Source organism: Glycomyces sp. NPDC021274 (assembly GCF_040641195.1).
GTDB lineage: Bacteria > Actinomycetota > Actinomycetes > Mycobacteriales > Micromonosporaceae > Glycomyces.
Genome location: NZ_JBFADC010000009.1, coordinates 120,977 through 147,046, shown reverse-complemented (window position 1 = coordinate 147,046; position 26,070 = coordinate 120,977). Strand labels below are relative to the sequence as shown.

18 protein-coding genes, 1 tRNA gene and 1 pseudogene are annotated in these 26,070 nt (G+C 68.3%); 18 read left to right on the top strand and 2 right to left on the bottom strand.

The window, feature by feature from the left end; all coding sequences use genetic code 11:
• Positions 1 to 118 precede the first annotated feature (118 nt).
• From AB0I03_RS19550 to AB0I03_RS19515, 8 genes and pseudogenes are all read left to right on the top strand, one after another.
• Positions 119 to 1,807: an ABC transporter family substrate-binding protein gene (locus AB0I03_RS19550; protein ID WP_360414767.1), complete on the top strand. Its 1,689-nt coding sequence runs from the start codon at positions 119 to 121 to the stop codon at positions 1,805 to 1,807.
• Positions 1,808 to 2,047: 240 nt separating this feature from the next.
• Positions 2,048 to 3,745, top strand: a complete 1,698-nt coding sequence (locus AB0I03_RS19545) for an ABC transporter substrate-binding protein (protein WP_360414765.1) — start codon at positions 2,048 to 2,050, stop codon at positions 3,743 to 3,745.
• 356 nt (positions 3,746 to 4,101) lie between these two features.
• Entirely contained in the window at positions 4,102 to 5,805 is a 1,704-nt protein-coding gene (locus tag AB0I03_RS19540; protein ID WP_360414763.1) for an ABC transporter substrate-binding protein, read from the top strand.
• 448 nt (positions 5,806 to 6,253) lie between these two features.
• Positions 6,254 to 7,987, top strand: coding sequence for an ABC transporter family substrate-binding protein (locus AB0I03_RS19535; RefSeq protein WP_360414761.1), 1,734 nt, complete (start codon positions 6,254 to 6,256; stop codon positions 7,985 to 7,987).
• A gap of 204 nt (positions 7,988 to 8,191) precedes the next feature.
• The gene (locus tag AB0I03_RS19530; protein WP_360414759.1) at positions 8,192 to 9,217 is read left to right on the top strand and encodes an ABC transporter permease; all 1,026 of its coding nucleotides are present in this window, start codon (positions 8,192 to 8,194) and stop codon (positions 9,215 to 9,217) included.
• Positions 9,210 to 10,124 (top strand): ABC transporter permease, encoded by a 915-nt coding sequence (locus tag AB0I03_RS19525; RefSeq protein WP_360414757.1) that lies wholly within the window; start codon positions 9,210 to 9,212, stop codon positions 10,122 to 10,124. Before AB0I03_RS19530 ends, AB0I03_RS19525 begins: the two co-directional genes overlap by 8 nt.
• Positions 10,125 to 10,126: 2 nt before the next feature.
• A pseudogene (locus AB0I03_RS19520) lies at positions 10,127 to 12,312 on the top strand (ABC transporter ATP-binding protein).
• Between the two features lie 103 nt (positions 12,313 to 12,415).
• Complete coding sequence (locus AB0I03_RS19515; protein WP_360414755.1) at positions 12,416 to 12,934, top strand: hypothetical protein; 519 nt, start codon at positions 12,416 to 12,418, stop codon at positions 12,932 to 12,934.
• 407 nt (positions 12,935 to 13,341) lie between these two features.
• Here the strand turns inward: AB0I03_RS19515 and AB0I03_RS19510 are convergent, their stop codons facing one another.
• Positions 13,342 to 14,790: a DUF222 domain-containing protein gene (locus AB0I03_RS19510; RefSeq protein ID WP_360414753.1), complete on the bottom strand. Its 1,449-nt coding sequence runs from the start codon at positions 14,788 to 14,790 to the stop codon at positions 13,342 to 13,344.
• A gap of 493 nt (positions 14,791 to 15,283) precedes the next feature.
• On the opposite strand from AB0I03_RS19510, the gene AB0I03_RS19505 reads away from it, so the two are divergent.
• From AB0I03_RS19505 to AB0I03_RS19465, 9 genes are all read left to right on the top strand, one after another.
• Positions 15,284 to 15,366: transfer RNA gene (locus tag AB0I03_RS19505), tRNA-Leu, on the top strand.
• Positions 15,367 to 15,598: 232 nt separating this feature from the next.
• The gene (locus AB0I03_RS19500; protein WP_360414751.1) at positions 15,599 to 17,281 is read left to right on the top strand and encodes an ATP-binding protein; all 1,683 of its coding nucleotides are present in this window, start codon (positions 15,599 to 15,601) and stop codon (positions 17,279 to 17,281) included.
• Complete coding sequence (locus AB0I03_RS19495; protein ID WP_360414749.1) at positions 17,281 to 17,712, top strand: roadblock/LC7 domain-containing protein; 432 nt, start codon at positions 17,281 to 17,283, stop codon at positions 17,710 to 17,712. Before AB0I03_RS19500 ends, AB0I03_RS19495 begins: the two co-directional genes overlap by 1 nt.
• Positions 17,712 to 18,083: a DUF742 domain-containing protein gene (locus AB0I03_RS19490; protein WP_360414747.1), complete on the top strand. Its 372-nt coding sequence runs from the start codon at positions 17,712 to 17,714 to the stop codon at positions 18,081 to 18,083. The genes AB0I03_RS19495 and AB0I03_RS19490 overlap by 1 nt, the downstream gene beginning before the upstream one ends.
• Positions 18,061 to 18,657: an ATP/GTP-binding protein gene (locus AB0I03_RS19485; protein ID WP_360414745.1), complete on the top strand. Its 597-nt coding sequence runs from the start codon at positions 18,061 to 18,063 to the stop codon at positions 18,655 to 18,657. The genes AB0I03_RS19490 and AB0I03_RS19485 overlap by 23 nt, the downstream gene beginning before the upstream one ends.
• Before the next feature lie 10 nt (positions 18,658 to 18,667).
• A complete protein-coding gene (locus AB0I03_RS19480; RefSeq protein ID WP_360414743.1) occupies positions 18,668 to 19,219 on the top strand; it encodes a GAF domain-containing protein in 552 nt (183 codons plus the stop codon).
• A 138-nt stretch (positions 19,220 to 19,357) separates the two neighbouring features.
• A complete protein-coding gene (locus AB0I03_RS19475) occupies positions 19,358 to 21,097 on the top strand; it encodes a 5'-nucleotidase C-terminal domain-containing protein (RefSeq protein WP_360414741.1) in 1,740 nt (579 codons plus the stop codon).
• 155 nt (positions 21,098 to 21,252) lie between these two features.
• Positions 21,253 to 22,038 (top strand): Bax inhibitor-1/YccA family protein, encoded by a 786-nt coding sequence (locus AB0I03_RS19470; RefSeq protein WP_360414739.1) that lies wholly within the window; start codon positions 21,253 to 21,255, stop codon positions 22,036 to 22,038.
• Between the two features lie 40 nt (positions 22,039 to 22,078).
• Positions 22,079 to 22,357: a hypothetical protein gene (locus AB0I03_RS19465; protein ID WP_360414925.1), complete on the top strand. Its 279-nt coding sequence runs from the start codon at positions 22,079 to 22,081 to the stop codon at positions 22,355 to 22,357.
• An 8-nt stretch (positions 22,358 to 22,365) separates the two neighbouring features.
• On the opposite strand, the gene AB0I03_RS19460 is transcribed toward AB0I03_RS19465, so the two are convergent.
• Positions 22,366 to 24,447 (bottom strand): FUSC family protein, encoded by a 2,082-nt coding sequence (locus AB0I03_RS19460; RefSeq protein WP_360414737.1) that lies wholly within the window; start codon positions 24,445 to 24,447, stop codon positions 22,366 to 22,368.
• A gap of 57 nt (positions 24,448 to 24,504) precedes the next feature.
• Between AB0I03_RS19460 and guaA the strand changes: the two genes are divergently transcribed.
• Entirely contained in the window at positions 24,505 to 26,049 is a 1,545-nt protein-coding gene (gene guaA / locus AB0I03_RS19455) for a glutamine-hydrolyzing GMP synthase (protein WP_360414735.1), read from the top strand.
• The last annotated feature ends 21 nt before the right edge of the window (positions 26,050 to 26,070 follow it).

Genomic DNA, 26,070 nt, shown 5'->3' with positions numbered 1-26,070 from the left:
GGCGTCCCACGCCGTTTGTCCGAAACTTCCCGAAACCGGCCCTTCCAGGTGTAACGATGATCCAATTGCGGGCTTTTTGCGGCCCACAGTGGATGTACACACACGGGGGAGTGGTCATATGCGACCTGCACAAGCGAGGGCCAGCGCCCTCGCCGGAGCGGCGGTGCTCGCCGCCGCGGCGCTCGGCGCCTGCGGCGGCGGCAGCGAATCGGGAGGCGGCGACACCGACGTGACCTGGGCGGTGAGCTCGGGCTGGGAGTCGTGGAACGAGAACACGGCCGACGGCAACACCTCTTACCTGCACCAGGCCCTGTCTCCGGCGACGACCGCGCTGGGCGACTTCAATCAGGACGCCGAGTGGGTCTTCAACGACGCGCTCCTCGCGAAGGCCCCGGAGCTGACCGGCGAGTCGCCGATGACGGTGGCGTACACGCTCAACGAGAACGCCCAGTGGTCCGACGGCGACCCGTTCGACGTGGACGACTTCATCTACCTCTGGCACCAGATGTCCGGCAGTGCCGAGCACTGCGACCAGACCCAGTGCCTGCCCGCCTCCACCGACTGGGGCGCGAACGTCGCCTCGATCGAGCAGGAGGGCGACGTCGTCACGATGACCTATGTGGACGGTTATCTGGACCCGGAGTGGCAGTACTTCCAGACGCCGATGTACCCGGCCCACATCGCCGAGGCCAACGGCTTCCCGGACTGGGCCACCGACCCGGCCCAGATGGGCGGCAGCGCCACCTGGTTCACCCAGAACCCGCCGACCTGGTCGACCGGGCCGTACACGCCGACGGACGCGTCCGCGGGCGAGTTCGTCACGTTCGAGCCCAACGAGAACTACCAGGGCTCGACCAAGCCGGCCCTGGACAAGCTGACGATGAAGGTCGTCGAGGGCACCGAGGCGATCATCACCGAGCTGCGGCAGGGCTCGATCGACGGCGCGTGGCCCTCGGAGTTCAGCCAGGAGGAGCTCGACAAGGTCGCCGACGACGACGCCGTCACGACCGAGGTCTACGAGGGCTCGATCTGGCTCCACATCGACACGAACATGAACAACGAGTTCCTGGCCGACCAGGCGCTGCGCCAAGCGGTGTTCACGGCGATCGACAACGCGGACATCATCGCGAAGGCCTACCCGGACACCGAGGTCATGGCCCGCACGAACCACTTCTTCAACGAGCAGTCCGACTACTTCGAGGACGCGCTCAACGCGGCCGACCCGCCGCAGGGCACGGGCGACGAGGCCGCGGCCAACGCGGTGCTGGAGGCCGCGGGCTACACCACCGGCGACACGCTGATGACGCCCGGCGGCGACCCGGTCACGCTGAACTTCCGCTACGGCGAAGGGGATGCGACCCGCACGCTCGCCGGTGAGCTCGTGCAGTCCTATCTGGCCGAGATCGGCATCGACGTGACCCTCGAGGCGATCCCCGACGGCCAGCTCGGCACGGTCCTCTCCGAGGCCGACTTCGACCTGGTCATCTACGGCTGGTCGGGCACGCCCGCGTTCACGACCGCGCCGCAGCAGTACTTCGGTTCGGACTCGTCCTCGAACTTCGGCAAGTACCAGCTCGACGGCCTCGACGAGGCGATCGCGAAGGTGCGCTCCACGACCGACATCGCCGAGTCGGCGCAGTTCGCGAACGACGTCGAGGCGATGGTCGTGCCGCAGGCGTTCACGCTGCCGATCTTCGACGAGCCGCAGTCGGTCGTCTACCTCAACCAGAACCTCGACGGGATCGTCCCCAACGGCAACAGCCAGGCGGGCCCGATGTGGAACATCCAGGAGTGGAAGCCCGCGTAGGGCAAGGGTTCGGAAACGGGGGCGGCCTGCACGGCCGCCCCCGTCGCGTATCGGTCCGGTAACAATGCTCAGGCAACTTCGTACCGATGCGTGGTGTTCCCAGGTGATACATGGCACTGTGGCTCCCAGCACTGCCGAGCGGCCCGCCTGGCCCCTCCGCGACCCCCGTGACGGCGACGAAGCCCCCAACGGCGCATCAGGCGAACCCCTCGGCCGGACACCCTATGGAGGAGAACACTCATGGCTCTGACTCGTAGAGCACTCGGCGGTTTGACCATCGGCGGTTCTTCCGCCCTCATGCTGGCCGCATGCGGCGGCAACGACGACAGCGGCAGCGAGAGCGGAGGCGAACTCGTCTGGGCGGTCTCGTCCGGCTGGTCGGCCTGGAACATCAACACCGGCACCGGCAACTCCTCCGCCACGAACATCGCCACGACGCCAATGAACCCGGTCGGCAAGGTCGGCTACGACTTCGACCCCGAAGGCAACGTCTTCTACGACGACGCGATCTTCGAGGGCACGCCGGAGCTGATCAGCGAGGCGCCGATGCAGATCCAGCTCACCCTGAAGAAGGGCGCGCAGTGGTCGGACGGCGAGCCGGTCCGCCTGCAGGACTTCATCTTCCAGTGGTACAGCACCTCCGGCGACCCGCTGCACGCCAACCAGGAGAAGGCGCTCCCCGCCGGCACTACCGGTGCGAACATCGCCAGCATTGAAGAGCCCGAGCCGGGCAAGATCGTCATCACGTACAAGGAAGGCACGACCGACCCCGAGTGGGCCTTCAACGGCGGTGTCTACCTGCCGAGCCACGTCGCCGAGGCGAACGGCTTCGCCGACTGGGCGACCGACCCGGAGATCATGGGCGACGCGGTCAACTTCTTCAACGACGACCTGTGGGACGTCGTGGTCGGCGCGTACAAGCCGGTCGACTGGAAGGTCGGCGAGTACGTCAAGTACGTGCCCAACGACAAGTACCAGGGCTCGGCCAAGCCCTTCTTCGACAACATCACCATGCAGGTCGTCGAAGGCATCGAAGCGCAGGTCACGGAGCTCCGCCAGGGCACCATCGCGGGCTGCTGGCCCAACGACTTCAGCCTCGAACTCATGCAGCCGCTCGACGACCAGCCCGAGCTGAAGTACGAGTCCTACGCGGGCGGCACCTGGTCGCACTTCGACATCAACGTCAACAACGCGTTCCTCAAGGACGTGGCGCTGCGCCAGGCCGTGTTCACCACGATCGACATCGAGGAGATCAAGGCGCGGGCCTTCCCCGGGACCGAAGCCCCGTGGCTCGGCAACCACTTCTTCAACGAGAACAGCCCGTACTACCAGGACTTCACGGGCCCGGCGAACTACGGCAAGGGCGACATCGAGGCGGCGAAGACCATCCTCACCGGCGCCGGCTACACCACGAACGGCGACGGGAAGCTCCTGAACCCCGACGGGGAGCAGGTGCTGTTCAACTTCCGCTTCGCCTCCTCGAACGAGATCCGCAAGCTCACCGGCGAGATCATCCAGGCCCAGCTGGTCGAACTCGGCATCGACCTGGAGCTCAAGGGCTTCGGGGACGACGAGCTCTCCTCGACCCTCTCGGAGGGCGACTTCGACATGGTCGTCTTCTCGTGGGTCTCGGACCCGTCGTTCTCCACCGCGCCCGACCAGTACTTCTCGACGGAGTCGGACTCCAACCACGGCAACTACAACGACCCGGTCATCAACGAGCTGCTGCCGCAGGTCCGCGCCACGCTGGTCCTGGACGAGGCCGCCGCGGTCGCCAACCAGATCAGCGCCCAGGCTGTCGCGCAGGCGTACACCCTGCCGCTGTACAACAGCCCGATGGCGATCTTCTGGAACACCGACATGGTCGAGGGCGTCGAAGTGAACCCGGCCAGCCAGGCCTCCTCGCTGTGGAACGTCCGGGAGTGGAAGCGTCCCTAACACCTACCCTAGTACCACATTCCGGGACGGACGGCCGCTCGAAGCCGTATCGAATTCGCCACCATCCGTCCTGATCATTCAGTGAATTCCCCCGTGGGGCCGATGCCACATCGGCCCCACGGTCCATGTCCGGCACCGGCTTCGCGGCGCAAAGTCACGAATACATCACGAATAAACTCCAGTTGGGGCCGCGACCATGTCAATCCCCTCACGTCTGTGCAAGTGTTTGTCACAACATCGCCGAGGGCGCCTCTGACGCCTTCCCCAACCCGATCCCTCGGGGCTCGGGTACCGGACGCGAGGCATCGGCGCCTTCGCGAAGGCCCCTCGGCATCGATACCTGGAGGAGAACACTCATGGCTCTGACCCGTAGAGCTTTCGGCGGCCTGACCATCGGCGGTACGGCCGCCTTCACCCTCGCCGCGTGCGGCGGCAACGATGGCGACGGCGGCTCCGGCGCCGGCGGCGAGCTCGTCTGGGCTATCTCCTCGCCGTGGGAGTCCTGGAACGAGAACACCCTGCCGGGCAACAACTCGTACGGCCACCAGGCCATGTTCCCGATGCGCTACGGCATGGACGGCAACGCCTCCGGCGACTTCGACGAGAACGGCGACTACCACCTGAACGACGCCGTCTTCGCCGACGCGCAGGTCATCAGCGAGGCCCCGTTCCAGGTGGAGTACACCCTCCAGGAGAACGCGCAGTGGTCGGACGGCAAGCCGATCCGCGTGGAGGACTTCATCTTCCAGTGGTACTCGACCTCCGGCAAGGAGGAGCACGCCCCGCAGGCCATCGCCCAGCCCGCCTCCGTCGCGGTCGGCGAGAAGATCGAGAAGATCGAGTCCCCCGAGGCCGGCAAGATCGTCGTCACCTACGTCGAGGGCCACCTCGACTTCGAGTGGCTCTACAGCGCCACCGTCTACCTGCCGAGCCACGTCGCCGAGGCCGAGGGCTTCGCGACCTGGCAGACCGACCCGGCCGTCATGGGCCAGGCCATCGACTGGTTCGGCAAGAACCTCAGCGACGTCAGCGTCGGCCCCTGGATTCCGGTCGACTCCAAGATGGGCGAGTACATCAAGTACGAGCTCAACCCGAACTACCAGGGCTCGGTCAAGCCCTCCATCGAGAAGATCACGATGCAGGTCGTCGAGGGCACCCCGTCGATCATCACCGAGATGCGCCAGGGCACCATCGCCGGCTCCTGGCCCTCCGAGTTCAGCCAGGAGGAGCTCGACAAGGTCGCGGACGACCCGGCGATCGGCCAGGAAGTCTACGACGGTTCGGTGTGGCTCCACATCGACACCAACATGAACTCCGAGCCGCTGAAGGACGTCGCGCTGCGCCAGGCGATCTTCACCGCCATCAACGTGCCGGACGCGATCGCCCGCGTCTTCCCGAACACCGAGGTCAACCAGAAGCTCAACCACTTCTTCGGCCCGGACAGCCCCTACTTCGTCGACTACATCACCCCGAGCAAGCAGGGCTCCGGCGACATCGTCGCCGCCGCCGAGATCCTCACGACCGCCGGTTACACCGGTGCGGCCGAGGGGCAGAAGCTCGCGAAGGACGGCACCGAGGTCCCGAAGATCGTCTTCCGCTTCGGAGAGGGCGACGCCACCCGCACCACCATCGCCGAGCTGGCCCAGTCCCAGCTCGCCCAGATCGGCCTCGAGATCGAACTCCAGGCCATCCCCGGCGGCGAGCTCGGCACCGTGCTCACCGAGGGCCAGTTCGACCTGGTCATCTTCGGCTGGTCCGGCAACCCCGCCTTCGCGGCGAGCGTGCCCCAGCAGTTCGGGACCCAGGTCAACTACGGCTCGTACTCGTTCCCCGAGATCGACGCGGAGATCGACAAGATCTCGCAGACCCTCGAGATCGACGAGGCCGCCGCGGCCGCGAACAAGGTCGTGGAGCTCGCGGTCGCCCGGGCGCTGACGCTGCCGCTGTTCGACGAGCCCCAGAGCTACCTCTGGAACAAGAACATGGTCGAAGGCACCGTCGTGAACGGCAACTCCCAGGCCGGTCCGATCTTCAACATCGCAGAGTGGAAGCTCAAGTAAGGGCTCAGTGAGCCGAGCGGCGGGGCCTTCGGGCCTCGCCGCTTCCCTCTTTCAAGGGCTCGCGTTTCGGCCGTGTCGCTCACTCGTGAACGACCGTCGACGCCCCTCGCGGACCCCGCTCCGCACCGGTCGCACCGCCGCGACGGGCCGCCGCCCCCGAGCGGAGGCGGGGTCATCCCTCCTGGCGACGCTTGCGAGCCAGCAGTTAGCGCAGGCAGACAGTGAATTTTCCACTTGACGCCGCCATTCAGGGAATGAACGTCACGGGAACATAACGAACGAAACTCATCTCGTGTTCGGTTGTCCGAAACCCGGGATTCCCGTGGAAGGCTGTACCTCGCGTCACTGACCGCCGCCGATCCGAACAGGAGCCTGGCGGCACGGCCCGGAGCCCCGAACCCACCTCGGTGCTCCCGCCGGTCGGTGGCGCAAACCTTCGAGAGGAACCATGAAGCGACACCACAAGGCGGCCGTCGCCGCCCTCGCCTGCACCGCCCTGGTGCTGACGGGTTGCGGACAGGGTGACGAGTCCGCCTCGTCCAGCCTCGACGCCTGCCTCACCGACCCCGCCGGCTGCAACGCCGGCGAGCGGGCCGACGGCGGCGAGATCACCTGGGCCCTCGACGGCTCGTGGGGCACCTGGAACCAGACCACCTCCGAAGGCAACAACGCGTACGTGAGCGCCGCGCTCGTCGGCATGTGGCCCTACACCGGCCAGTTCGACCCCAGCGGCGAGTACCGCTTCAACGAGGGCATCCTGGCCTCCGCCCCGGAACTCGTCAAAGAGGACCCGGTCACCGTCGAGTACACCCTCAAGGACGGCGCGAACTGGGGCGACGGCACCGACATCACCGTCGACGACTTCATCTACCACTGGTACGCCACCTCCGGCGACGCCTCGCTCTGCGACGGCTGCGACCCCGCCAACACCACCCGCGGCTCCCAGGTCGAGTCCATCACCGGCGAGGGCTCCCAGGTCACCGTGACCTACAAGGACTCCTACCACTCCGCCGAATGGCAGTACGAGGAGATCCTCTCCTCGCCCTCCCACGTGGCCGAGGCGCAGGGCTTCGACTGGCAGAACGACCCGAAGGACATGAAGGCCGCCGAGGACTACTTCTCCGAGACGGTGCCCACCTGGTCCACCGGGCCGTTCAAGATCGACGACGCCAAAGCCGGCGAGTACGTCATCTACGTGCCCAACGACGACTGGGCCGGGGAGACCGAGGTGACCCTCGACAAGGTCACCTTCCGCGTCATCGACGGCCTCGAGAACATCGTCACCGCCCTGCGCAACGAAGAGATCGACGGCGCCTCCCCGTTCTCGGTCACCGCCGAGACCATCACCCAGCTCCAAGGCGCCGACGGCCTCGAGTACGCGGTCGCGGGCGGGCCCTCCTTCGAGCACATCGACCTCAACACGCAGAACGAGTTCCTCGCCGACCCCGTGCTGCGCCAGGCGATCTTCACCGCCATCGACATCGAGAACATCATCGCCCGCACCTACGCGTACGTGCAGTCCGACATCGAGCGCAAGGGCAACCACCTCTTCCGCAACGGTTCCGAGCACTACACGGACTACCTCTCGGCCACGGGCCAGGGCACCGGCGACATCGAACTCGCCTACAGCCTCCTCGACGAGGCCGGCTACGAGCTCGCGGAGGGCGTGCTGCGCGACCCCGACGGCAAGCCCGTCGAACTCGACTTCCGCTACTCCGAGTCCAAGGAGAACCGCCGCATCACCGGCGAGCTCGTCCAGGCGAACCTCGCCGACCTCGGCATCCAGGTCGACCTGCGGTCCATCCCCGACGCCGAACTCGGCACGGTCCTCGGTGAGGGCAAGTTCGACATGATCGCCTTCGGCTGGTCCTCCGAGCCCGTGTTCGTCGCCGCCGCCTCCCAGTACTGGGAGACCGGCTCCGGCTCCAACTTCGGCGGGCTCTCCGACCCCGCCCTCGACGAGCTCATCGGCGAGATCAACGGGACCCTCGACATCGACGAGGCCGCCGTGCGCGCCAACGCCGCCGTCCAGCAGGTCGTCCAAGCCGCCTACTCGCTGCCTATCGTGGACACACCGGTCGCGGTCATGGTCTCCGATAGGTTGGTCAACGTCCGCGACAATTGGGCGTCGCAGCAGCGAGCCGCGTACAACATTGCAGAGTGGGGCGTGGCCGCTGAGTGACTCGAGGAGAACCCGAGCGGAGCCGCAGGCGCACCGCGAACCGGAACTAGTTTGGCAGTGCTTTAGAAGAACAAGTGCCAGGGGCTCACGGACCCGGCCGCAGAACGCGAGTCAGTGAGCCGTAGGAGAAGCCGCGTCGCTGCGCGGCCGGGCCGGTCGGCAGGCGAGCCGGTCCACCACCAGAGAAACCGTTAACGAGGCATTATGGTTGTATTCATAATCCGGCGCACCCTACTGATGATCCCGGTGCTGCTGGGAGCCACTATCTTGTGCTTTGTCCTGGTCGACGCTGTCAACGACCCCGTCCAGGACATGGTGTTCGAGATCCAGCAGTCCACCGGCGAGCCGGTGCCGCAGTCGACTGTCGACGCCCTCGAGGAGTCGCTGTACTACGACCGCTCCATCCCCGAGCGCTACTGGATCTGGCTCACCGGCATCGGTGACACCAACGGCGACATCGGCCTCCTCAAGGGCGAATGGGGCCCCTCCATCGAGGGCTCCGCCATGGACATCGGCTACGAGATCTCCACCCGCTTCTGGATCACCCTCCGGCTGGTCCTGTTCGCGACCCTCGCGTCCATCGGCATCGCCATTCTCTCCGGTGTCGTCAGCGCGGTCAAGCAGTATTCGCGCACTGACTACACGCTGACCTTCCTCGGCTTCCTGTTCCTGGCCATGCCGGTCTTCTGGCTCGGCTCGCTGTTCAAGGAAGGCGCGGTGCAGCTGAACAAGATCCTCGGCTCCACCATCTTCCAGACCTACGGCTCCGGCTCCACCGGCTTCCGAGGCAACGGCTGGGAAGTCTTCGCCGACTCCATCCCCTACCTCATCGTGCCGACCCTGGTACTCATGCTCGGCGGCTACGCCGCGATCTCGCGGTACCAGCGCGCCTCCATGCTCGAGGTCATGAACTCCGACTACGTGCGGCTCGCCCGCGCCAAAGGCGTGCGCAACCGCACCGTCATGCGCCGGCACGCCCTCCGGACCGCGCTCATCCCGGTCGCGACCTTCGCGCCCCTCGCCCTCTCCGGCGCGATGGGCGGCGCCATGGTCACCGAGAGCATCTTCGGCTGGCGCGGCCTGGGCGTGTACTCCCTGGACGCCATCCGGGCCGGCGACACGTTCGTCGTCATGGCCTACGTGCTCATCTCCGGTCTGGTCGTCCTCGTCGGCGTCCTGATCTCCGACATCCTGTACGGCGTGCTCGACCCGAGGATCCGCTATGAGTAACAAATCCGCTGCGCCTTCACTCGACGCGGAAGCCATCACCAGCAAGGAACGCGGCCAGTGGGAGATGGTGGCCCGCCGCTTCTTCCGCCACCGCGCAGCCGTGGTCAGCCTCGTGATCTTCGTGCTCATCGTGCTGTTCGCCTACCTCGGGCCGTTCCTGTGGAAGTGGGACTACAAGATCCACTCGGAGATCCCCTCGTGGGCCGCCCCGAGCCTGGAGCACCCGTTCGGCACCGACAAGGCCGGGCGCGACATGCTCGGCGCGATGATGCAGGCGACCAAGCAGTCCCTGAACGTCTCGCTCGTCGTCGCCATCGGCTCCACCGTCCTCGGCGCGCTCTACGGCGCCATCGCCGGGTTCTACCGCGGCTGGATCGACGCGATCATGATGCGCTTCCTCGACGTCATGTTCGTGATCCCGTTCCTCGTCATCACCGGTGCGATCGCCGGCGCGATCGACTCCAGCGTCCGCTGGTACCACATGGCGTTCATCCTCGCGATCTTCGGATGGACCTCGATCGCCCGCGCCGTGCGCGCCGAAGTGCTATCCCTGAGGGAGAAGGAGTTCATCGAAGCCGCCCGCTCCGCGGGAGGCTCGGACTGGCACATCATCGTGAAGCACCTGATCCCGAACACGATGAGCGTCATCATCGTCTCGGTGACGCTGCAGATCGCCTTCGCCATCCTGTCGGAGACGACCCTGTCCTTCCTCGGCCTGGGCATCCAGAGCCCCGACACCTCGCTCGGCCTCCTCATCGAGGCCGCGGGCGCGTCGGCGTTCAACGAGCACTGGTACCTGTTCTACATCCCGGGTCTCATGATCATCCTCATCGCGCTCACCATCAACTTCATCGGTGACGGCCTGCGCGACGCGATGGACCCGCGGCAGACGATGGTGAGGCGATAGCGATGTCGAACATCTCAGTGAGCACCAACGGCGCCAAGCGCGCCTCCGGCTCCAAGGGCGACATGGTCCTGGAGGTCAACGACCTCAACGTGGCGTTCCCGACCGACGACGGCCTCGTGCACGCCGTCCGCGGCGTCTCCTACGAGCTGCGCCGCGGCCAGAGCCTCGGCATCGTCGGCGAGTCCGGCTCCGGCAAGTCCGTGACCTCCATGGCGATCATGGGCCTCCTGCCCAAGACCGCCCAGATCACCGGCTCCGCCCGGCTCGAAGGCGAAGAGCTCCTCGGGCTCGGCGACGTCGAACTCTCCCGAATCCGCGGCAAGAAGATCTCCATGATCTTCCAGGACCCGCTGACCAGCCTCAACCCGGTGTACACCGTGGGCTTCCAGCTGGCCGAGGCCATCCGCGTCCACTACCCGGACGTGAACAAGGCCGAGGCCCGCAAGCGCTGCATCGACCTGCTCGACTCGGTCGGCATCCCGAACCCGCAGCAGCGGGTCGACGCCTACCCGCACGAGCTCTCCGGCGGCATGCGCCAGCGCGTGGTCATCGCCATCGCCATGGCGAACAACCCGGACGTCATCATCGCCGACGAGCCCACCACGGCCCTCGACGTCACGGTCCAGGCCCAGGTCCTCGAGGCCCTGGAGAAGGCCCGCGAAGAGGTCAACGCCGCGCTCATCCTCATCACCCACGACCTCGGGGTCATCGCCGGGCACACCGACGACGTCCTCGTCATGTACGCGGGCAAGCCGGTCGAGCAGGGCACCGTCGACGAGATCTTCTACGAGCCGCGCATGCCCTACACGCTGGGCCTGATCGGATCGCTCCCGCGCATGGACGAGGACCGGAGCCACCGGCTCACCCCCGTCCACGGCACGCCGCCGTCGATGCTCAACCTGCCGCCGGGCTGCCCGTTCCGCCCGCGCTGCCCGATGCACCAGGACATCTGCGCGGAGGTCGAACCGGCCCTCATGCCGACCGGCCCCACCGGGCACGTCTCGGCCTGCCACTTCTCGGACCAGCTCGAGGGCAAGGCCCCCGACGACGTGTTCGCGCCCGTGGCCACCGACCTGTCGGTCGAAGCGGAAGTCGAAGCCGCCGAAGCCGAGGCCGCCGCACTGCACGCTCAGGAGGAGGAGAAGTGAACGCGATGCTCGACACTCCGCAGACCGCGGCGAACCCGGTCATCGCCGGGAGGAACCTGGTCAAGGAGTTCCCCGTGCGCGCCAAGGGGATCCTCCGGCGCAAGGTCGGCGCGGTCCACGCCGTCTCGGGCGTGAGCCTGGAGATCGGCCAGACCGAGACGCTCGCGCTCGTCGGCGAGTCCGGCTGCGGCAAGTCCACGACCGCGCGGCTGATGATGAACCTCATCCCGCCGACGTCGGGCGAGATCCTCTACGAGGGCCGCGACCTGACGAAGCTCTCGCGCAACCAGATGCGGCCGATCCGCCGGGACCTCCAACTGGTGTTCCAGGACCCGATGGCCTCGCTGGACCCGCGCATGACGGTCTTCGAGATCATCGCCGAGCCGCTGCGCGTGCACAACCTGTTCAAGAACGGCGGCCGCGACCGGGTCAACAGCCTGATCGAGATCGTCGGCCTGAACCCCGAGCACCGCAACCGGTACCCGCACGAGTTCTCCGGCGGTCAGCGCCAGCGCATCGGCATCGCCCGCGCGCTGGCCCTGCAGCCGCGCGTCCTCATGCTCGACGAGCCGGTGTCGGCGCTCGACGTGTCGATCCAGGCCGGCGTCATCAACCTGCTGGAGGACCTGCAGGACGAGCTGGGGCTGTCGTACCTGTTCGTCTCGCACGACCTTTCGGTGGTGCGGCACATCGCCGACAAGGTCGCGGTCATGTACCTCGGCAAGATCGTCGAGGAGGGCACCACCGACCAGCTCTTCGCCGGTCCGGCCCACCCGTACACGCAGGCACTCATGTCGGCGATCCCGCTCCCGGACCCGCGCAAGGAGCGGACCCGCGAGCGGATCGTCCTCCAGGGCGACGTGCCGAGCCCGTCGAACCCGCCCTCGGGCTGCCGATTCCGCACCCGCTGCCCGCTGTTCAAGGAGCTCAGCGCGGCGGAGCAGGCCAAGTGCATCGAGATCGAACCGCTCCTGCGCTCCGACCACGCGGGCCAGACCCGCGCGGCCTGCCACTACGCGCAGCCGAAGCAGCTCGTCTAGCACCACGTGTGCCGGGGCCGTCCCACCACTGCGGTGGGGCGGCCCCGTCTCTTTCTCCGTCGTCGGTTCGCGCGCCCTGGACCTCCAGTGCGAGACTTCGGCCATGACCGCATCTGCGAAGGCCACCGTGACCGCCCTGCTCGCCGAACTCGGCGACCGGTGGGAGACCCGCGAGAAGATCGCCGCCGCCCGTGAGCGGCTCACTGCGGACCTCCCCGGCTGGAAGGTCCCTGCCGCTTACGGGCTCGGGATCTACGACGTCTCCGGCGAGCTGGTGTTCGGCCACAAGAACGCCGGCGACCATGCGCTTCCCGCGGCGGTCATGGCCGTGATCCTCGGCCACGAGGGCGGCTCGGACTCGTACGACGTGGACGCGGCGACCCTGCAGCAGGCCATCCGCCTGCTCGAACCGGCCGGGGCCTGCCGGGACTACGACCACCCGAACCTGGCGGACTGGAAGCGGGTCCTCAAGCTGCTCAAGGGGGACCGGCAGATCGAGGCGAAGATGGTCTTCGTCGCCGACTTCGACGACTGGCGCGACAACGACGACGTGGACGACCTCTGCGAGGCCGTCTACTACGCCGCCAAATCCGCAGGCAAAGCGAACCCGGACCGCGGCTGAGAGACCCGTGGCACGGCCTTCACCCCCTACTGCGGGCAGCGACAACGGGGTGGGGGGAGGGGTCGGCCTGGACTGCGGCCTCGGGCTTGACGGGCTCCGGCTTCAAGCTGGCAGCGACAACGAGGCAGGGGAGGGCCCAGCCTGTTCTGCGGCCTCGGGCTTGACGGGCCGCGGGTTCAAGCTGGCAGCGACAACGAGGCAGGGGAAGGGGCCAGTCTGTTCTGCGGCCCTCCGGCTTGACGGGCCGCGGGTTCAACCCTGGCAACGACAGCGAGGCAGGGGAGAGGCGGGGCCGGTTGCTGTCCTCCGGCTCGACTCGGCCCGGCTTCAGGCGGGCGGCGACAAGAGGTGTTCTCCTTCTCCGGTCGCACTGCGGCCTGCGGACGGGATCTCTCCTAATGCGTTCGCTACGGCCCCGTTTCCGACACCGGACATGCTGAGGGGCCCGGTCCCCCTTGGGAATCGGGCTGCGCTGGCTTCGACCTGCGCTCCCCCTCAGCAGTCGCCCGCTGAGGGCAGGTTAAGAACGGGGGATCGCCCGGGTCTTCCCGCATCACCGCGGGTGCCATCTCCTTGGCGGCCACGGGTTCCCGGAACCGCTCGCGAGTCTTGATGATCGTGGCTTCCAAGCTCTTCTGGGCGTACCAGGCGGCATAGTCGGTCAGCTCTCGCCGGTAGGTAGGCGACCATTCCGAGGAGTCATGCCCGTTCGGCAAGTCCTTGAAGAGGTCCGCTTCCCATTCCTCATCGGTGCAGCCAGTGCTCTTGTGCCGGATGGCGACCCGGCCGGGGCCGGTCTTCGCAATGTCCCACTTGCCTGTATGTATGCGGCCGTGATGGAACCTGCAGAGGAGGACCAGGTTCTCGGCGGTCGTCGCACCGCCGTCGGCCCAGTGCTCCAAGTGGTGAGCCTCGGTCCAGGAGATCGGGGCCCGGCAACCGGACCAGGCGCACCCGCCCGGCTGCTCCAGCTCGAGCTTGTGGCGGAGGGCTGTGTTGGGGAGGCGCTTGGCGCGGCCCAGTTCGATTGCTTCGCCGGTGCTGTAGTCGAAGACCGAGGGGATGATCCCGGCTTCGCAGGCGAGGAGGCGGGCCTTGGCGACGGCGATCGGCTTGCCGTCGAGCATGGGCAGGCGACCGGTCTTCTCGCCGCGCAGGGTCGCGAGGTCGCAGGTGAGGTTCAGGGTCGCGGTGTGCCCGTGGCGCTTGGGGGCCGCGGGGTCCGTGCCGTAGGCCGCTGCCATCTGGTGCAGCGCTTCGGCATTGCGACCGGAGGCGCGGGGGAGCAGGCCGTCTACGTCGGCCTCGTCCTTGCGGGGAGGCGGGACGGCGGTCTTCAGGACGTTGCTGATGAGCTTCCCGGTGTCATCGGTGAGCAGGCCTTCGATGTCCCACATGCCATCCGGGCGCTGGTTGACTTCCAGCCAGGCGAGGGACTGCTGGCTCAGCTCGTCGAGGAGCGACTGCTGGTCGAAGAGCTCGGCGCAGATGCGGTCCAGGTGCTCGGCGAGTTCGGCGCGGGTGGAGTGGATGCAGTACTCCCGGATCAGCTCCTCGGGGGTCCTGCAGAGCACCTCGCCGTAGGGGGACTCGACCGGGGCGGGGTAGGGCACCCGGGAGTACACGGCCAGGCCTTCTCGTTCGATGCGGCGCATGGCGTAGGCGATGGCGTCGATGCGTGCAGAGCCGGAGAGGGCGGCCTCGGTGAGGTGCTTGAATTTGGGAGAGAGGCGGGCAATGGAGGCGATCTGGCCCGCGCATGCCTCATTGAGACTGAAGGACTCCTTGATCCAATCGCGGATGCCGGAGAAGCCGTCGCATTCTTTGTGGAGCCCTTGGGAGGTGTAGGCGATCACTGCTTGCAGGAGATTGGCCTCGACTGCGCAGAGCTGGGAGGTGAGGGAATCGATCCGGGGGCGCAGGGCCGCTGCCTGTGAGTTTCGATCTTTGCCGTTCATCCTGCTCACCCCCTCGGGAGTTATCCGATTGTTCGTGTGGCGGTTATATGTCAATGATGACAGGTTTGGGAGGTGGTGGCATCACTCTAAAGGGTGAAGTGTCGTCCATAATGGACCTGGCGGTCCCACTGCGCAAGCCGCCGACCGCAGTTCGACCTGCGCCTCTTACTGCCTCTTTGTCGCTGCCGCTTGGACTTTGTGTACTACGCGCCGAAAGTCGAAGTGGGACAATGGAAGCACTCCCGCCTGTCGGTGCTGCTTGAACCGCAAGGGAAGTCGACCGGCAAGTGTCGGGATCACGACACTTCGATGTTCCCTCAGGTGAACGCGTGGGGCGGGAAACTTGGGGGGTCCATCACGCTCGGATTCCCGCTAGCGTGGCGTCATACGGGCCCGAGTGGTGGAATCTGGTAGACACAGTCGGCTTAAAACCGGCCGTCGTGAGACTTGCGGGTTCAAATCCCGTCTCGGGCACGCGGGGTCGGGCGGTGGTGGGGCGCCCGTGCCATGCGTGCGACCAGCGCCTGGGTGCCCGTTCGGGTTGCGACTGTTGACTGTTCGAGGGAAGCCGTGCTATCCAGTAGCTGAGCATTGGTACCCTTCTGGCGGACCGGTCGGTATGGTTCCCCGGATTCCCCTTGTGCTGCAATAGTTCTGAATCTTTCCGATTTCACGGTGTCGATAGGCCTGTGTCGTAAGGATGGCGATGCCCGAAACATCTCGGACCACAACCCAGACTTATCACCCCGAAGCCCCCCACGCTCCGGACTCCGGTGGGCCCGACCTCAAGGCCCGCCTGCTGCGCCTGGGCCTCCTGCCCTTCTGCGCCGCCGTGGTCGCCGGCGCGGGCGTCGCCGTCTTCCTCTCCCAAGGGGAGTCGGATCTCGCCCCCGTCGTCTACGCCTCGGCCGCAGTCCTGCTGCTCATCGTCGGCTACCTGACCCTCATGTCCGCCACCAAGATCGACGCCGACCTCGGCCGCCGCATCGGCTCCGTGCGTAGATCCACTGTGGAGACGCACTACAAGGTCTGGCAGGCCCTGGACGACCTGCAGCGCAACCGCCCCATCGAACAGCGCTGGTCCGTCCCGCTGCCCTCCGGCGGCGAGATCGCCGCCACCACCGACGAGGCCATCAGCCAGCTCGCGGCCGAGACCCGCCACCTGCGCGCCGCCGCAGAGGCGATCGTCGCGCGCGGCATCACCGCGGCCCCGGTCCAGCAGCCGCGCATGGTCGCCCCGCCGCCGCAGCGCCCGGCGGTCGCACCGCCCCCGCCGCCTCCCGCGCCCGCCGCACTCGCCGCGCACGCCAAGGTCGGCATCTTCGTGAGCCTCGCCCGGCGCATCCAGCCGCTGGTGCACAAGGAGATCATCGAACTCGACCACCTGGAGAAGCAGGTCGAGGACCCCGACCTCCTCAAGGGGCTCTTCCTCGTCGACCACCTGGCGACCCGCATCCGCCGCCACGCCGAGAACCTCGCCGTCCTCGGGGGCGCCACCCCGCACCGGCAGTGGAGCCGCCCGATCAACGTCTACGAGATCCTGCGCTCCGCAGTATCCGAAGTGGACCAGTACCATCGGGTCAAGCTCGTGCTCCCGATCAAGGGCACCGTGCAGGGCCACGCGGTCGCCGACCTCATCCACCTCGTGGCCGAACTGGTCGAGAACGCCACGGTCTTCTCCGACCCGAACACCACCGTCCTGATGCGCGTCTCGCGGGTCCGCACGGGCCTCGCGGTCGAGGTCGAGGACCGCGGCCTGGGCGTCGAGCAGTCCGAGCGCGACAAGTACAACCGGATGCTCGCCGACCCCGAGAACACCGACCTCGCGGCCCTGCTGGACGACGGCCGCATCGGCCTCTACGTCGTCGCCTCGCTCGCGCACCAGCACCACCTCACGGTGCAGTTGCAGGGCAACATCTACGGCGGCACCCAGGCGGTCATGATCATCCCCGAGGAGCTCCTCGGCGACGTCCCGAAGCCCGCCGAACCCGCGGCCATCGCGGCCGCGCCGGAGCCCAAGCCCCCGGTCGTCCAGATGCGCGCGCTCCCCACCGCGGGCACGGGCCACCACACCGGCGCGCTCCCGGCGCCCCGCATGGACCCGGTCCCGGCGAAGACCGACGCCCTGCCGGTCACCGAGGAGATGCCCGTCCTCGACGAGCCCCGGCCCCTCAACGGCGAACGACCCGACCTCCCCAAGCGCCGCAAGCAGTCCCACCTCGCACCGCAGCTCCGCGACACCACCCCCCGCAACGGCCACCGCGCCCCCGACGCCGGCCACGACCCGGGCCTGATGAAGGCCTTCCAGCAGGGCCAGCACCGGGCGGGCGGCTACGACGAAGCCCCGATCCCCACATCGGAACACCAAGCGACGAATGAGGAGTCCTAATGGCAGGCGACGAGGTTGCGGCGGCATCGGATCTCAGCTGGCTCCTGGCCGGCCTGATCAAGAAGGTCCCGCACGCCCGCAGCGCCCTCCTGCTGTCTTCGGACGGCATGAAGAAGGCCTACCACGGCCTCAGCGTGGACCAGGCGGACCAGCTCTCGGCGATCGCGTCGGGCATGTTCTCCCTGGCGCGCAGTGCGGGGGCGCAGTTCGGCTCCAGCGGTCCCGTCCGCCAGGTGGTCGCGGAACTGGACGACACGCTGCTGTTCGTCTCGACGGCCGGCTTCGGCGCGGTCCTGGCGGTGACGGCGGGCCGGGAGGCCGACGCGGGCACCGTGGGCTACGAGATGTCGGTGCTGGTGAAGAGCGTTCGGCCGCACCTGGAGACGCCGATGCGCCGGGCCTACTCGGCCAACGGTGAAATGGTGGGCTGATGCCCCGTTTCGAGGAGGAGCGCCTGCTGGACGACGATGCCGGGCCGCTGGTGCGCCCGTACACGGTGAGCGGCGGCCGGACCACTCCGACCGCGGCGTTCGACCTCTTGTCACTGGTCCGGTCGACCGGCCGGATGCGCCCCTCGCAACTGGAGGCCGAGCAGGCCGCCGTGCTCCTGCTCTGCCACGAACCGGTGTCGGTCGCGGAGATCGCGGCGCACCTGCGGCTCCCCGCGATGGTCATCAAGGTGCTGCTCTCGGACCTCGTGGAGTACGGCGCGGTCACCGCGCACGCGCCCGAGACCGCCCTGGACCCCACGGACTTGAACCTTTTGGAGGCACTCCTCAATGGCCTACAGCGGCGACTCTGACCGGGCGCCCTCGCCACCCGTCCCCACCGCGATCAAGCTCCTCGTCGCAGGCGGCTTCGGGGTCGGGAAGACCACCTTCGTCGGCGCGGTCTCCGAAATCGAGCCGCTGAGCACCGAGGAGACCATCACCACCGCCTCGATCGGCGTCGACGACCTGACCGGAGTGGGCGCGAAGACCACCACCACGGTGGCCCTCGACTTCGGCCGCGTCACCCTCGACGCGGGCCACATCCTGTACCTGTTCGGCACCCCCGGGCAGGACCGGTTCTGGTTCATGTGGGACGAGCTCTCGGACGGGGCCTTCGGGGCGGTCGTCATGGCGGACACCCGCCGCCTGGAGGACTGCTTCAACGCCCTCGACTTCTTCGAGCGGCGCAAGACCCCGTTCGTCGTGGCCGTCAACGTGTTCGACGACGCGTTCCACTACGACCCCGAGGAAGTGCGCGACGCCCTGGACCTGGGCCCGCACGTCCCGATCGTCTCCTGCGACGCCCGCGATCCCCGTTCCGCCACCCTGGTGCTGGTCACCCTGACCAAGCACCTGATAGCGACCGCCACCACGGTCGCCCGATAAGGAGAACAGCATGACCGACCTCGAACACGAGTTCCGCCTCACCATCACCCCGAGCGACCCCGACGGCACCAAGCGGGCCGCGAAGCTGCAGTACTGGGGCGCGCTCCCCGAGGCCGACCCCGAGTACGACGACGTGGCGAAGGAGCTGCTGGAGCTGACCGGCGCGACCTGGTCCGGCGTCAACTTCGTCGGCGAGGGCCAGCAGCAGTTCTTCCCCGGCATCGCGGGCCCGGGCACCGAGTCCGTGGACGGCAAGGACCCCGAGATCGGGCGCGAGATGCCGGCCGAGGCCGGCTACTGCGTGCACGTGGTCGCACGCGAGAAGGCCATGGCGCTCAACAACGTCATGGACTACTCGCGGTTCGCGACGAACCCGGTCGTGGACGCGCTGGGGATTCGCGCGTACATGGGCGCGCCGCTGGTCGACAGCGACGGGCACACCATCGGCACCGTGTGGGTCATCGACAACAAGACCCACGAGTGGACGCAGGACGATGTGGACGCGATGAAGGCCGTCGCGGCGCGGGTCATGAAGCGCATCGAGGAGCGCAAGCCCCGCTAGCACTTTCATCGGGCCTTGACCTCGGCTTTGTGAAGCCGTTATGTTCAGTTGACCCGGGCGCAATCGTCCCATGATTGGATCACAATCGGGCGATTGCGCCCGCCGTCCCCCGAGCCCCCGTCAAGTCCCTGGAGAGCAATGAAGCCTGAACACAAGCGCCTCGCAGCGGCGGGTGCCGCCGTCGCGCTCGCCGCGACCACGTTCGCCGTCGGCGCGTGGTCGGCCAATGCCGGCCAGTCCGGCCACGGCCGCGAGATCGACCTGCAGCTGCTGGCGATCAACGACTTCCACGGCCACGTCGAGGCCTCCTCCGGCGACACGTACCCGGTGGACGGCGTGAACGTCCCCGCAGGCGGCGCCGAGTACCTCGCGGCCCACCTCGAGCAGGCCCGCGAGGGAGAGCGCTACTCGACGACTGTGGCCGCCGGCGACCTCATCGGCGCGAGCCCGTTCATGTCGGCGATCTTCGACGACGAGCCGGCGATCGAATCGCTCAACGCGATGGGCGTCGAGGTCTCCTCGGTCGGCAACCACGAGTTCGACGCCGGATTCCCAGAGCTGAACCGCATCATCGAGGGCGACGAGGACTTCGAGGGCGCGGACTTCCCGTACCTCGGCGCGAACGTCGTCGACGAGGCCACCGGCAAGACGGTCCTCGACCCGTACTGGGTCAAGGACTTCGGCCGGGGCGTCAAGGTCGGCTTCATCGGCATGACCCTCGAGGGCACCGGCGACATCGTCTCGAAGTCCGGCATCGAGGGTCTGGAGTTCCTCGACGAGGTCGAGACCGCGAACAATTACGCGAAGGAGCTCAAGCGCAAGGGCGTCAACTCGATCGTGGTCCTGCTGCACGAAGGCGGCGTCCCGGTCGCCGGCGACACCGGCCACGAGTGCGAGTCCCTGGACGGCTCCGGCGTCGGCATGTCCGGCCCCATCGTGGACATCGCCGAGACCATGACCCCGCTCGTGGACATCCTCGTCACCGGCCACACGCACCAGGAGTACGTGTGCTCGGTGCCCGACCCGGCCGGGAACCCGCGCATGGTCACCTCCGCGTCCTCGTACGGCCGCGTGTTCACCCAGATCGACGCCACGTACGACCGGCGCACCAAGGACATCGTGCGCTCCTCGGTGAACGGCTCGAACACCGTCGTCACCCGTGACGTCGACCTCGACGCCTTCGAGTCCGACGACGCCCAGTCCGACATCATCGCCGAGTACGGCCCCGCCGCCGAAGAGGCGGGCGGCCGCCTGGTCGGCTACATCGCCGAGGACATCAAGCGCGGCCAGACCCGCGCCGAGGAGTTCCCGCTCGGCAGCCTCATCGCCGACGCGCAGCTGTGGAACACCGCCGACGCCGACACCGGCGGCGCCGAGATCGCCCTCATGAACCCCGGCGGCGTCCGCGACGACCTCCTCCTCGAAGAAGGCGTCACGGGCGAGGTCTCCTACCGCGAGGTCTTCGACGTGCAGCCGTTCAACAACTACGTCGTCACCCTCGACATGACCGGCGCACAGCTCCTCAAGGCGCTCCAGCAGCAGCTCCCGATCCCGGGCGGGCGCACGACGACCCTGTTCCTGCAGGTCTCCGAGGGCTTCACGTACACATGGGACAAGACCAGGACCGGCACCGACCAGATCGTGGCCGACTCGCTCATGCTCAACGGCCAGCCAATCGTCGCCGACCAGACCTACCGGGTCACGACGAACTCGTTCCTCGCCGAAGGCGGCGACTCGTTCACCGCGTTCACCGAAGGCACGAACACGCTCTTCGGTGAGCTCGATGTGGACGCGTTCGAGGACTACATCGCCGAGCTCGGCACCGCAGCGGCGCCCCTCCAGGCGCCCGAACTGGGTCGGGTCACAGTGATCTCCTAGTTGTCTGAGTACATTCACAGCGGTGGAGCATGGGAATGCTCCGCCGCTGTGTCGTGTTTGAGGCAGTGACCGGATAAGCTCGGAATCACCCTTGAAATTCCAACGGAGGACCGCAGGTCATGGCAATGCAGAGCAGGAACTCATCCCTTCGAAATATGGTGAAGACCCAGTACAACGAGCAGCACATGGGTGCCGCGTACGGGCCTTACGGGCAGATGACCCAGGCTCCGCAGGCTGCGACCATGCGGATCGACGACGTCATCGTGCGCACGGTGGCGCTCGTGGGCGCCACGTTCGTGGCCGCGATCCTCACGTACTCGATGGTCGCCGACGGCATCGCGACCGGTGACACCGACGCGATCGGCACCGCGATGATGCTCGGGACGATCGGCATGGTCGTGGGCCTCGGCATCATGATCTTCTCGATGTTCAAGCCGGTGACGAACCCGTTCGTGGCGTTCGCGTACGCGATCGGCCAGGGCCTGCTCCTCGGCGGCGTCTCCGCGATCTTCGAGCAGCAGTGGCCGGGCATCGTGGTGAACGCGCTCCTCGCGACCATCCTCGTGTTCGGCGCGATGCTGGCGCTGTACAAGTTCCGCATCCTCAAGAACTCGCCGATGTTCACGAAGGTGATCGTCGGCGCGGGCATCGGCATCTTCGCCCTGACGATGGTGAACCTCGTCGCGGGCGCGTTCGGCATGGACCTGGGCCTGTTCGCCGCTCCCGGCGAGTCGGTCTCGGCGCTCCAGTGGATCATCGCGATCGGCATCACGCTGTGGGCCGCGTTCTCGTTCATCCTCGACTTCGACATGATCGAGTACGCCGCGAACAACGGCGCCGCGAAGAAGTACGCCTGGGCGGGGGCCTTCGGCCTCACCGCGGGCCTCATCTTCCTGTACTGGAACCTGCTGCGCCTGATGTCCTACTTCCAGGGCGACTAGCCGCGGAAGCACGGTTTTGAGCACTGCACTCGAGCGGGCGATCGGGCGTGTCGTCGAAGGCACGCGCCACTGGTCGCCCGCTCGCTGGTCTTCGAGGGCGGGGGCGATGCACGCCCTCGTCCAGGCCCTCGCTGACCTCGCAGCCGATGCTGAGGGCCAGCCGCGGCGTCCCGTGCCGCGGCTGCCGAACGACACGCACCTGCCCGATCAGCTGCAGGTGATCGGCCTCGACCTCCTCGAGTTCGAGTCGAAGCTCACCGAGGAGCAGCGCGCGGCAGCCGAAGCGGCGATCCAGCGGGCCCGCGCCGCGCTCTTCTAGGGCCTTTTCTAGGTCTGGTTCCAGCCGGCCATGAGCAGGGCCGCGTCGTCCAGGGCCTCCACTACGTTGTCGGACTCCCAGCGCAGGACGCTGCGCCGGGTCCGCGTGTCGCGGTCCTCGATGGCCGCGAGGCGGAAGTCGAGGCGCTGTACGGCGTCGCTGAGGTCGATGCCGCGCGGCGGGGCGTCGCCGCGGGCCAGCGCGGCCAGCCGCAGGTAGGCGGTGTCGAGGGAGTCCGCGAACGCGTCGACGCCTGCGAGGCCCTTCGCGTTCGCTTCGCGGCCGAGGGTCGCATTCACGGCCACGAGTGCCCTTGCGGCCCTTGACAGTGCCGCTTCTGCGCCGAGTGCGTCCGCTGAGAGCGGGCCCGGTCCGGCGACCGGTTCGGCCTTGGCCTGGTCGGCGGCGCTGGTGAGGGCGGCGCGGCGGGCGCGGATGCGGTCGATGGCGGCGTGCATGACCTTGCGGTCGTAGTCGGCGGGGTGCGCCTGGCGGTCCAGGGAGAGCCGGGCGTAGTCGCGGTAGGCGTCGACGAGGTCGCCGAGGAGGTCGCCGAGGCGGCGGGTCTGCCAGGTGGGGGCGAGCGTGTAGAAGCCGATCGCGAGCGCCGCGCCGACGAGGGTGCACGCGCCCCGGTCGAAGGCGGCGGCGATGGGGCTCTCGCCCGAGAGGTCGATCTGGAACACGGTGAACCCGGAGACGGCGGCCGCGAACACGAGCATGGAGACCGGCCGGGTCAGGTAGGCGATGAGCGCGTAGGCGAGCACGATGAGGCTCAGCCACAGCTGGTCCTGCGGCAGCAGCATCCCTAGGAGCGAGGCGAGGACGACGCCGCCGGTGGTGCCCACCGCGCGGGTGACGCCGCGGGTGAGGGTCCCGGCGAAGTCGGCTTGGAGCACCAGCCAGGCGGTGAGCGGGATCCAGTAGCCGTGCCCGGTGGGCCAGGCGAGGCCGATCGCCATGGCGAGGGCGATGACGCCGGCGCGGCGGAGCGCGTGGTGGATCACGGGGTCGTGGCGGTGCAGGCGGGCCCGGAGCTGGCCGAGGGCCTGGCGGGCGGTGCTGGTGGCGTGTGCGAGGGCCGGGTCGGCGATGACGTCGTCGCCGCCGGCGGTGATGCGTTCGGCGAATCCGCCGGTGTCGTGGAGGGTGCGCAGGAGCCCGCCGATCTCGGTGGGCATGGTGCCGGTGGCGGTGGCCATGGGGTTCTGGGAGAGGCCGTCGAGGAGTGCGTCCCAGTCGAGTTCGGTGGGGCTGCGGGAGGTGATTTGCTCGGCGAAGTGGCCGAGGAGCCGGGCGGCGAGCTCCAGCGCTTCGGAGTAGAACTCGACGGTGTCGCGGTCCTGCGCGTCGGCGCGGGCGCGCGCTGAGGCGGTGTGGCCGATGGCGCTCGAGACGGCGTAGATCTGGCGGCGCGCCTCGAGGATCGCCGCGGGCAGGGCCCGGCGGCGGTCGAGTTCCTGCGCGGCCTCGAAGAGCGGTTCGGTGCGGAACGGCGCGTTCGGGTCGGCGGCGAGCGCGTCCGCTTCGGCCGCGAGGGCGAGCCAGGCGTCGGCGAGGGTGCGCCGGTCCTCGGCCCACCGGTAGTACGGCGGCAGGAGCGCCGTCAGTGCCTGCACGGCGCCGCCCGCCGCGACCGCGAGCGCGGCGATGAGGACGCCGGCGTGGGCGGTGAGGTGGTCGGCGAGGAAGAACATGATGCCGGACACGGTGAACGTGACGCCCGCGATGTGGGTGACCGAGCCGATGAACGTGAGCGTGAACGCGTAGGCGGCCGCCGCGGCGATGAGCACGACCGGGTCGCCGATGGAGCCGAGGACGACCCCGAGGGACCCGGCCGCGCCGATCAGCAGCGGCAGGGAGGGCCCGGTGCGGGTGCCGGGGGTGAGCATCGCGACGCCGCCGAGCCACGCGCCCATGACCGCGGCCTGCCCCCACGAGGGGTGGTCGAGGAGGGCGACGGCGCTCATGGCGGCGGCGATGCCGAACGCAGCGCGCACCGCGAGCACCGGAACGGCCTCGCCCGGGGTCCATGACCGCAGGTCCCGGCCGACCCGGCGGAACGATTCGCGGACCCCAGGGTTGAGCACGTCATCAGGGTAGCCGCGCCTTCCAGTGTGAGGCCGACTACCGGTTACGCTGGTGTCATGCGACAAACGGTGCTGGTGGTCGACTTCGGTGCGCAGTACGCGCAGCTCATCGCGCGGCGCGTCCGCGAAGCGAACGTCTACTCGGAGATCGTGCCCTCCTCGATGCCCGCGAGCGAGATGCTCGCCAAGGAGCCGGCTGCGATCATCCTCTCGGGCGGTCCTTCGAGCGTGTACGCCGAAGGCGCCCCGCAGGTGGACCGCGCCCTGTTCGAGGCCGGCGTGCCCGTGCTCGGGATCTGCTACGGCTTCCAGGCCATGGCCGCCTCCCTGGGCGGGACCGTGGCCAGGACCGGGCTCTCCGAGTACGGCGGCACCGAGCTCGACGTGCTCTGCCCGTCGAAGCTCCTTGCAGGCCTCCCCGAGCACCAGTCGGTGTGGATGAGCCATGGCGACTCCGTGACCGAGGCCCCCGCCGGTTTCGAGGTGGTGGCCCGCACCAACGGCGCGCCCGTGGCGGCGTTCGAGAACCTGGAGGCGCGCCTGGCGGGCGTCCAGTACCACCCGGAGGTCGCCCACACTCCGCACGGCCAGGCCGTGATCCGCCACTTCCTGCACGACATCGCCGGCATCAAGCCGAACTGGACGAACTCGGCGATCATCGACGAGCAGGTCGCCGCGATCCGCGAGCAGGTCGGCGACAAGCGGGTCCTGTGCGCCCTCTCGGGCGGCGTCGACTCCTCCGTGGCCGCGGCGCTCGTGCACCGCGCCATCGGCGACCAGCTGACCTGCGTCTTCGTCGACCACGGCCTGCTCCGCGCGGGCGAGGCCGAGCAGGTCGAGAAGGACTACGCGCAGCTCACCGGCATCGACGTGCGCGCCGTGGACGTCTCGGAGCAGTTCCTCACCGCCCTCAAGGGCGTCACGGACCCCGAGGAGAAGCGCAAGATCATCGGCCGCGAGTTCATCCGCACCTTCGAGGCCGCCGCGCGCGAGATCGCCGAAGAGCAGGGCATCGACTTCCTCGTCCAGGGCACCCTGTACCCGGACGTGGTCGAGTCCGGCGGCGGCACCGGCACCGCGAACATCAAGAGCCACCACAACGTGGGCGGCCTGCCCGACGACCTCCAGTTCGCGCTCATCGAGCCGCTGCGGACCCTCTTCAAGGACGAGGTCCGCGCGATCGGCCTCGAACTGGGCCTGCCCGAGGCGATGGTCTGGCGCCACCCGTTCCCCGGCCCCGGCCTGGGCATCCGCATCGTCGGCGAGATCACCCGCGAACGCCTCGACCTGCTCAAGTCCGCGGACGCGATCGCCCGCGCCGAGCTCACCGCCGCCGGCCTCGACCGGTCCGTGTGGCAGTTCCCGGTGGTCCTCCTCGCCGACGTCCGCTCCGTGGGCGTCCAGGGCGACGGCCGCACCTACGGCCACCCGGTCGTGCTGCGCCCGGTCTCCTCCGAGGACGCGATGACCGCCGACTGGTCCCGCCTGCCCTACGAGCTGCTCGCGAAGATCTCCACGCGCATCACCAACGAGGTCGCCGACGTCAACCGCGTCGTGCTCGATGTCACCAGCAAGCCGCCGGGGACCATCGAGTGGGAATAAGCCCTACCAATTGCGGCTTGC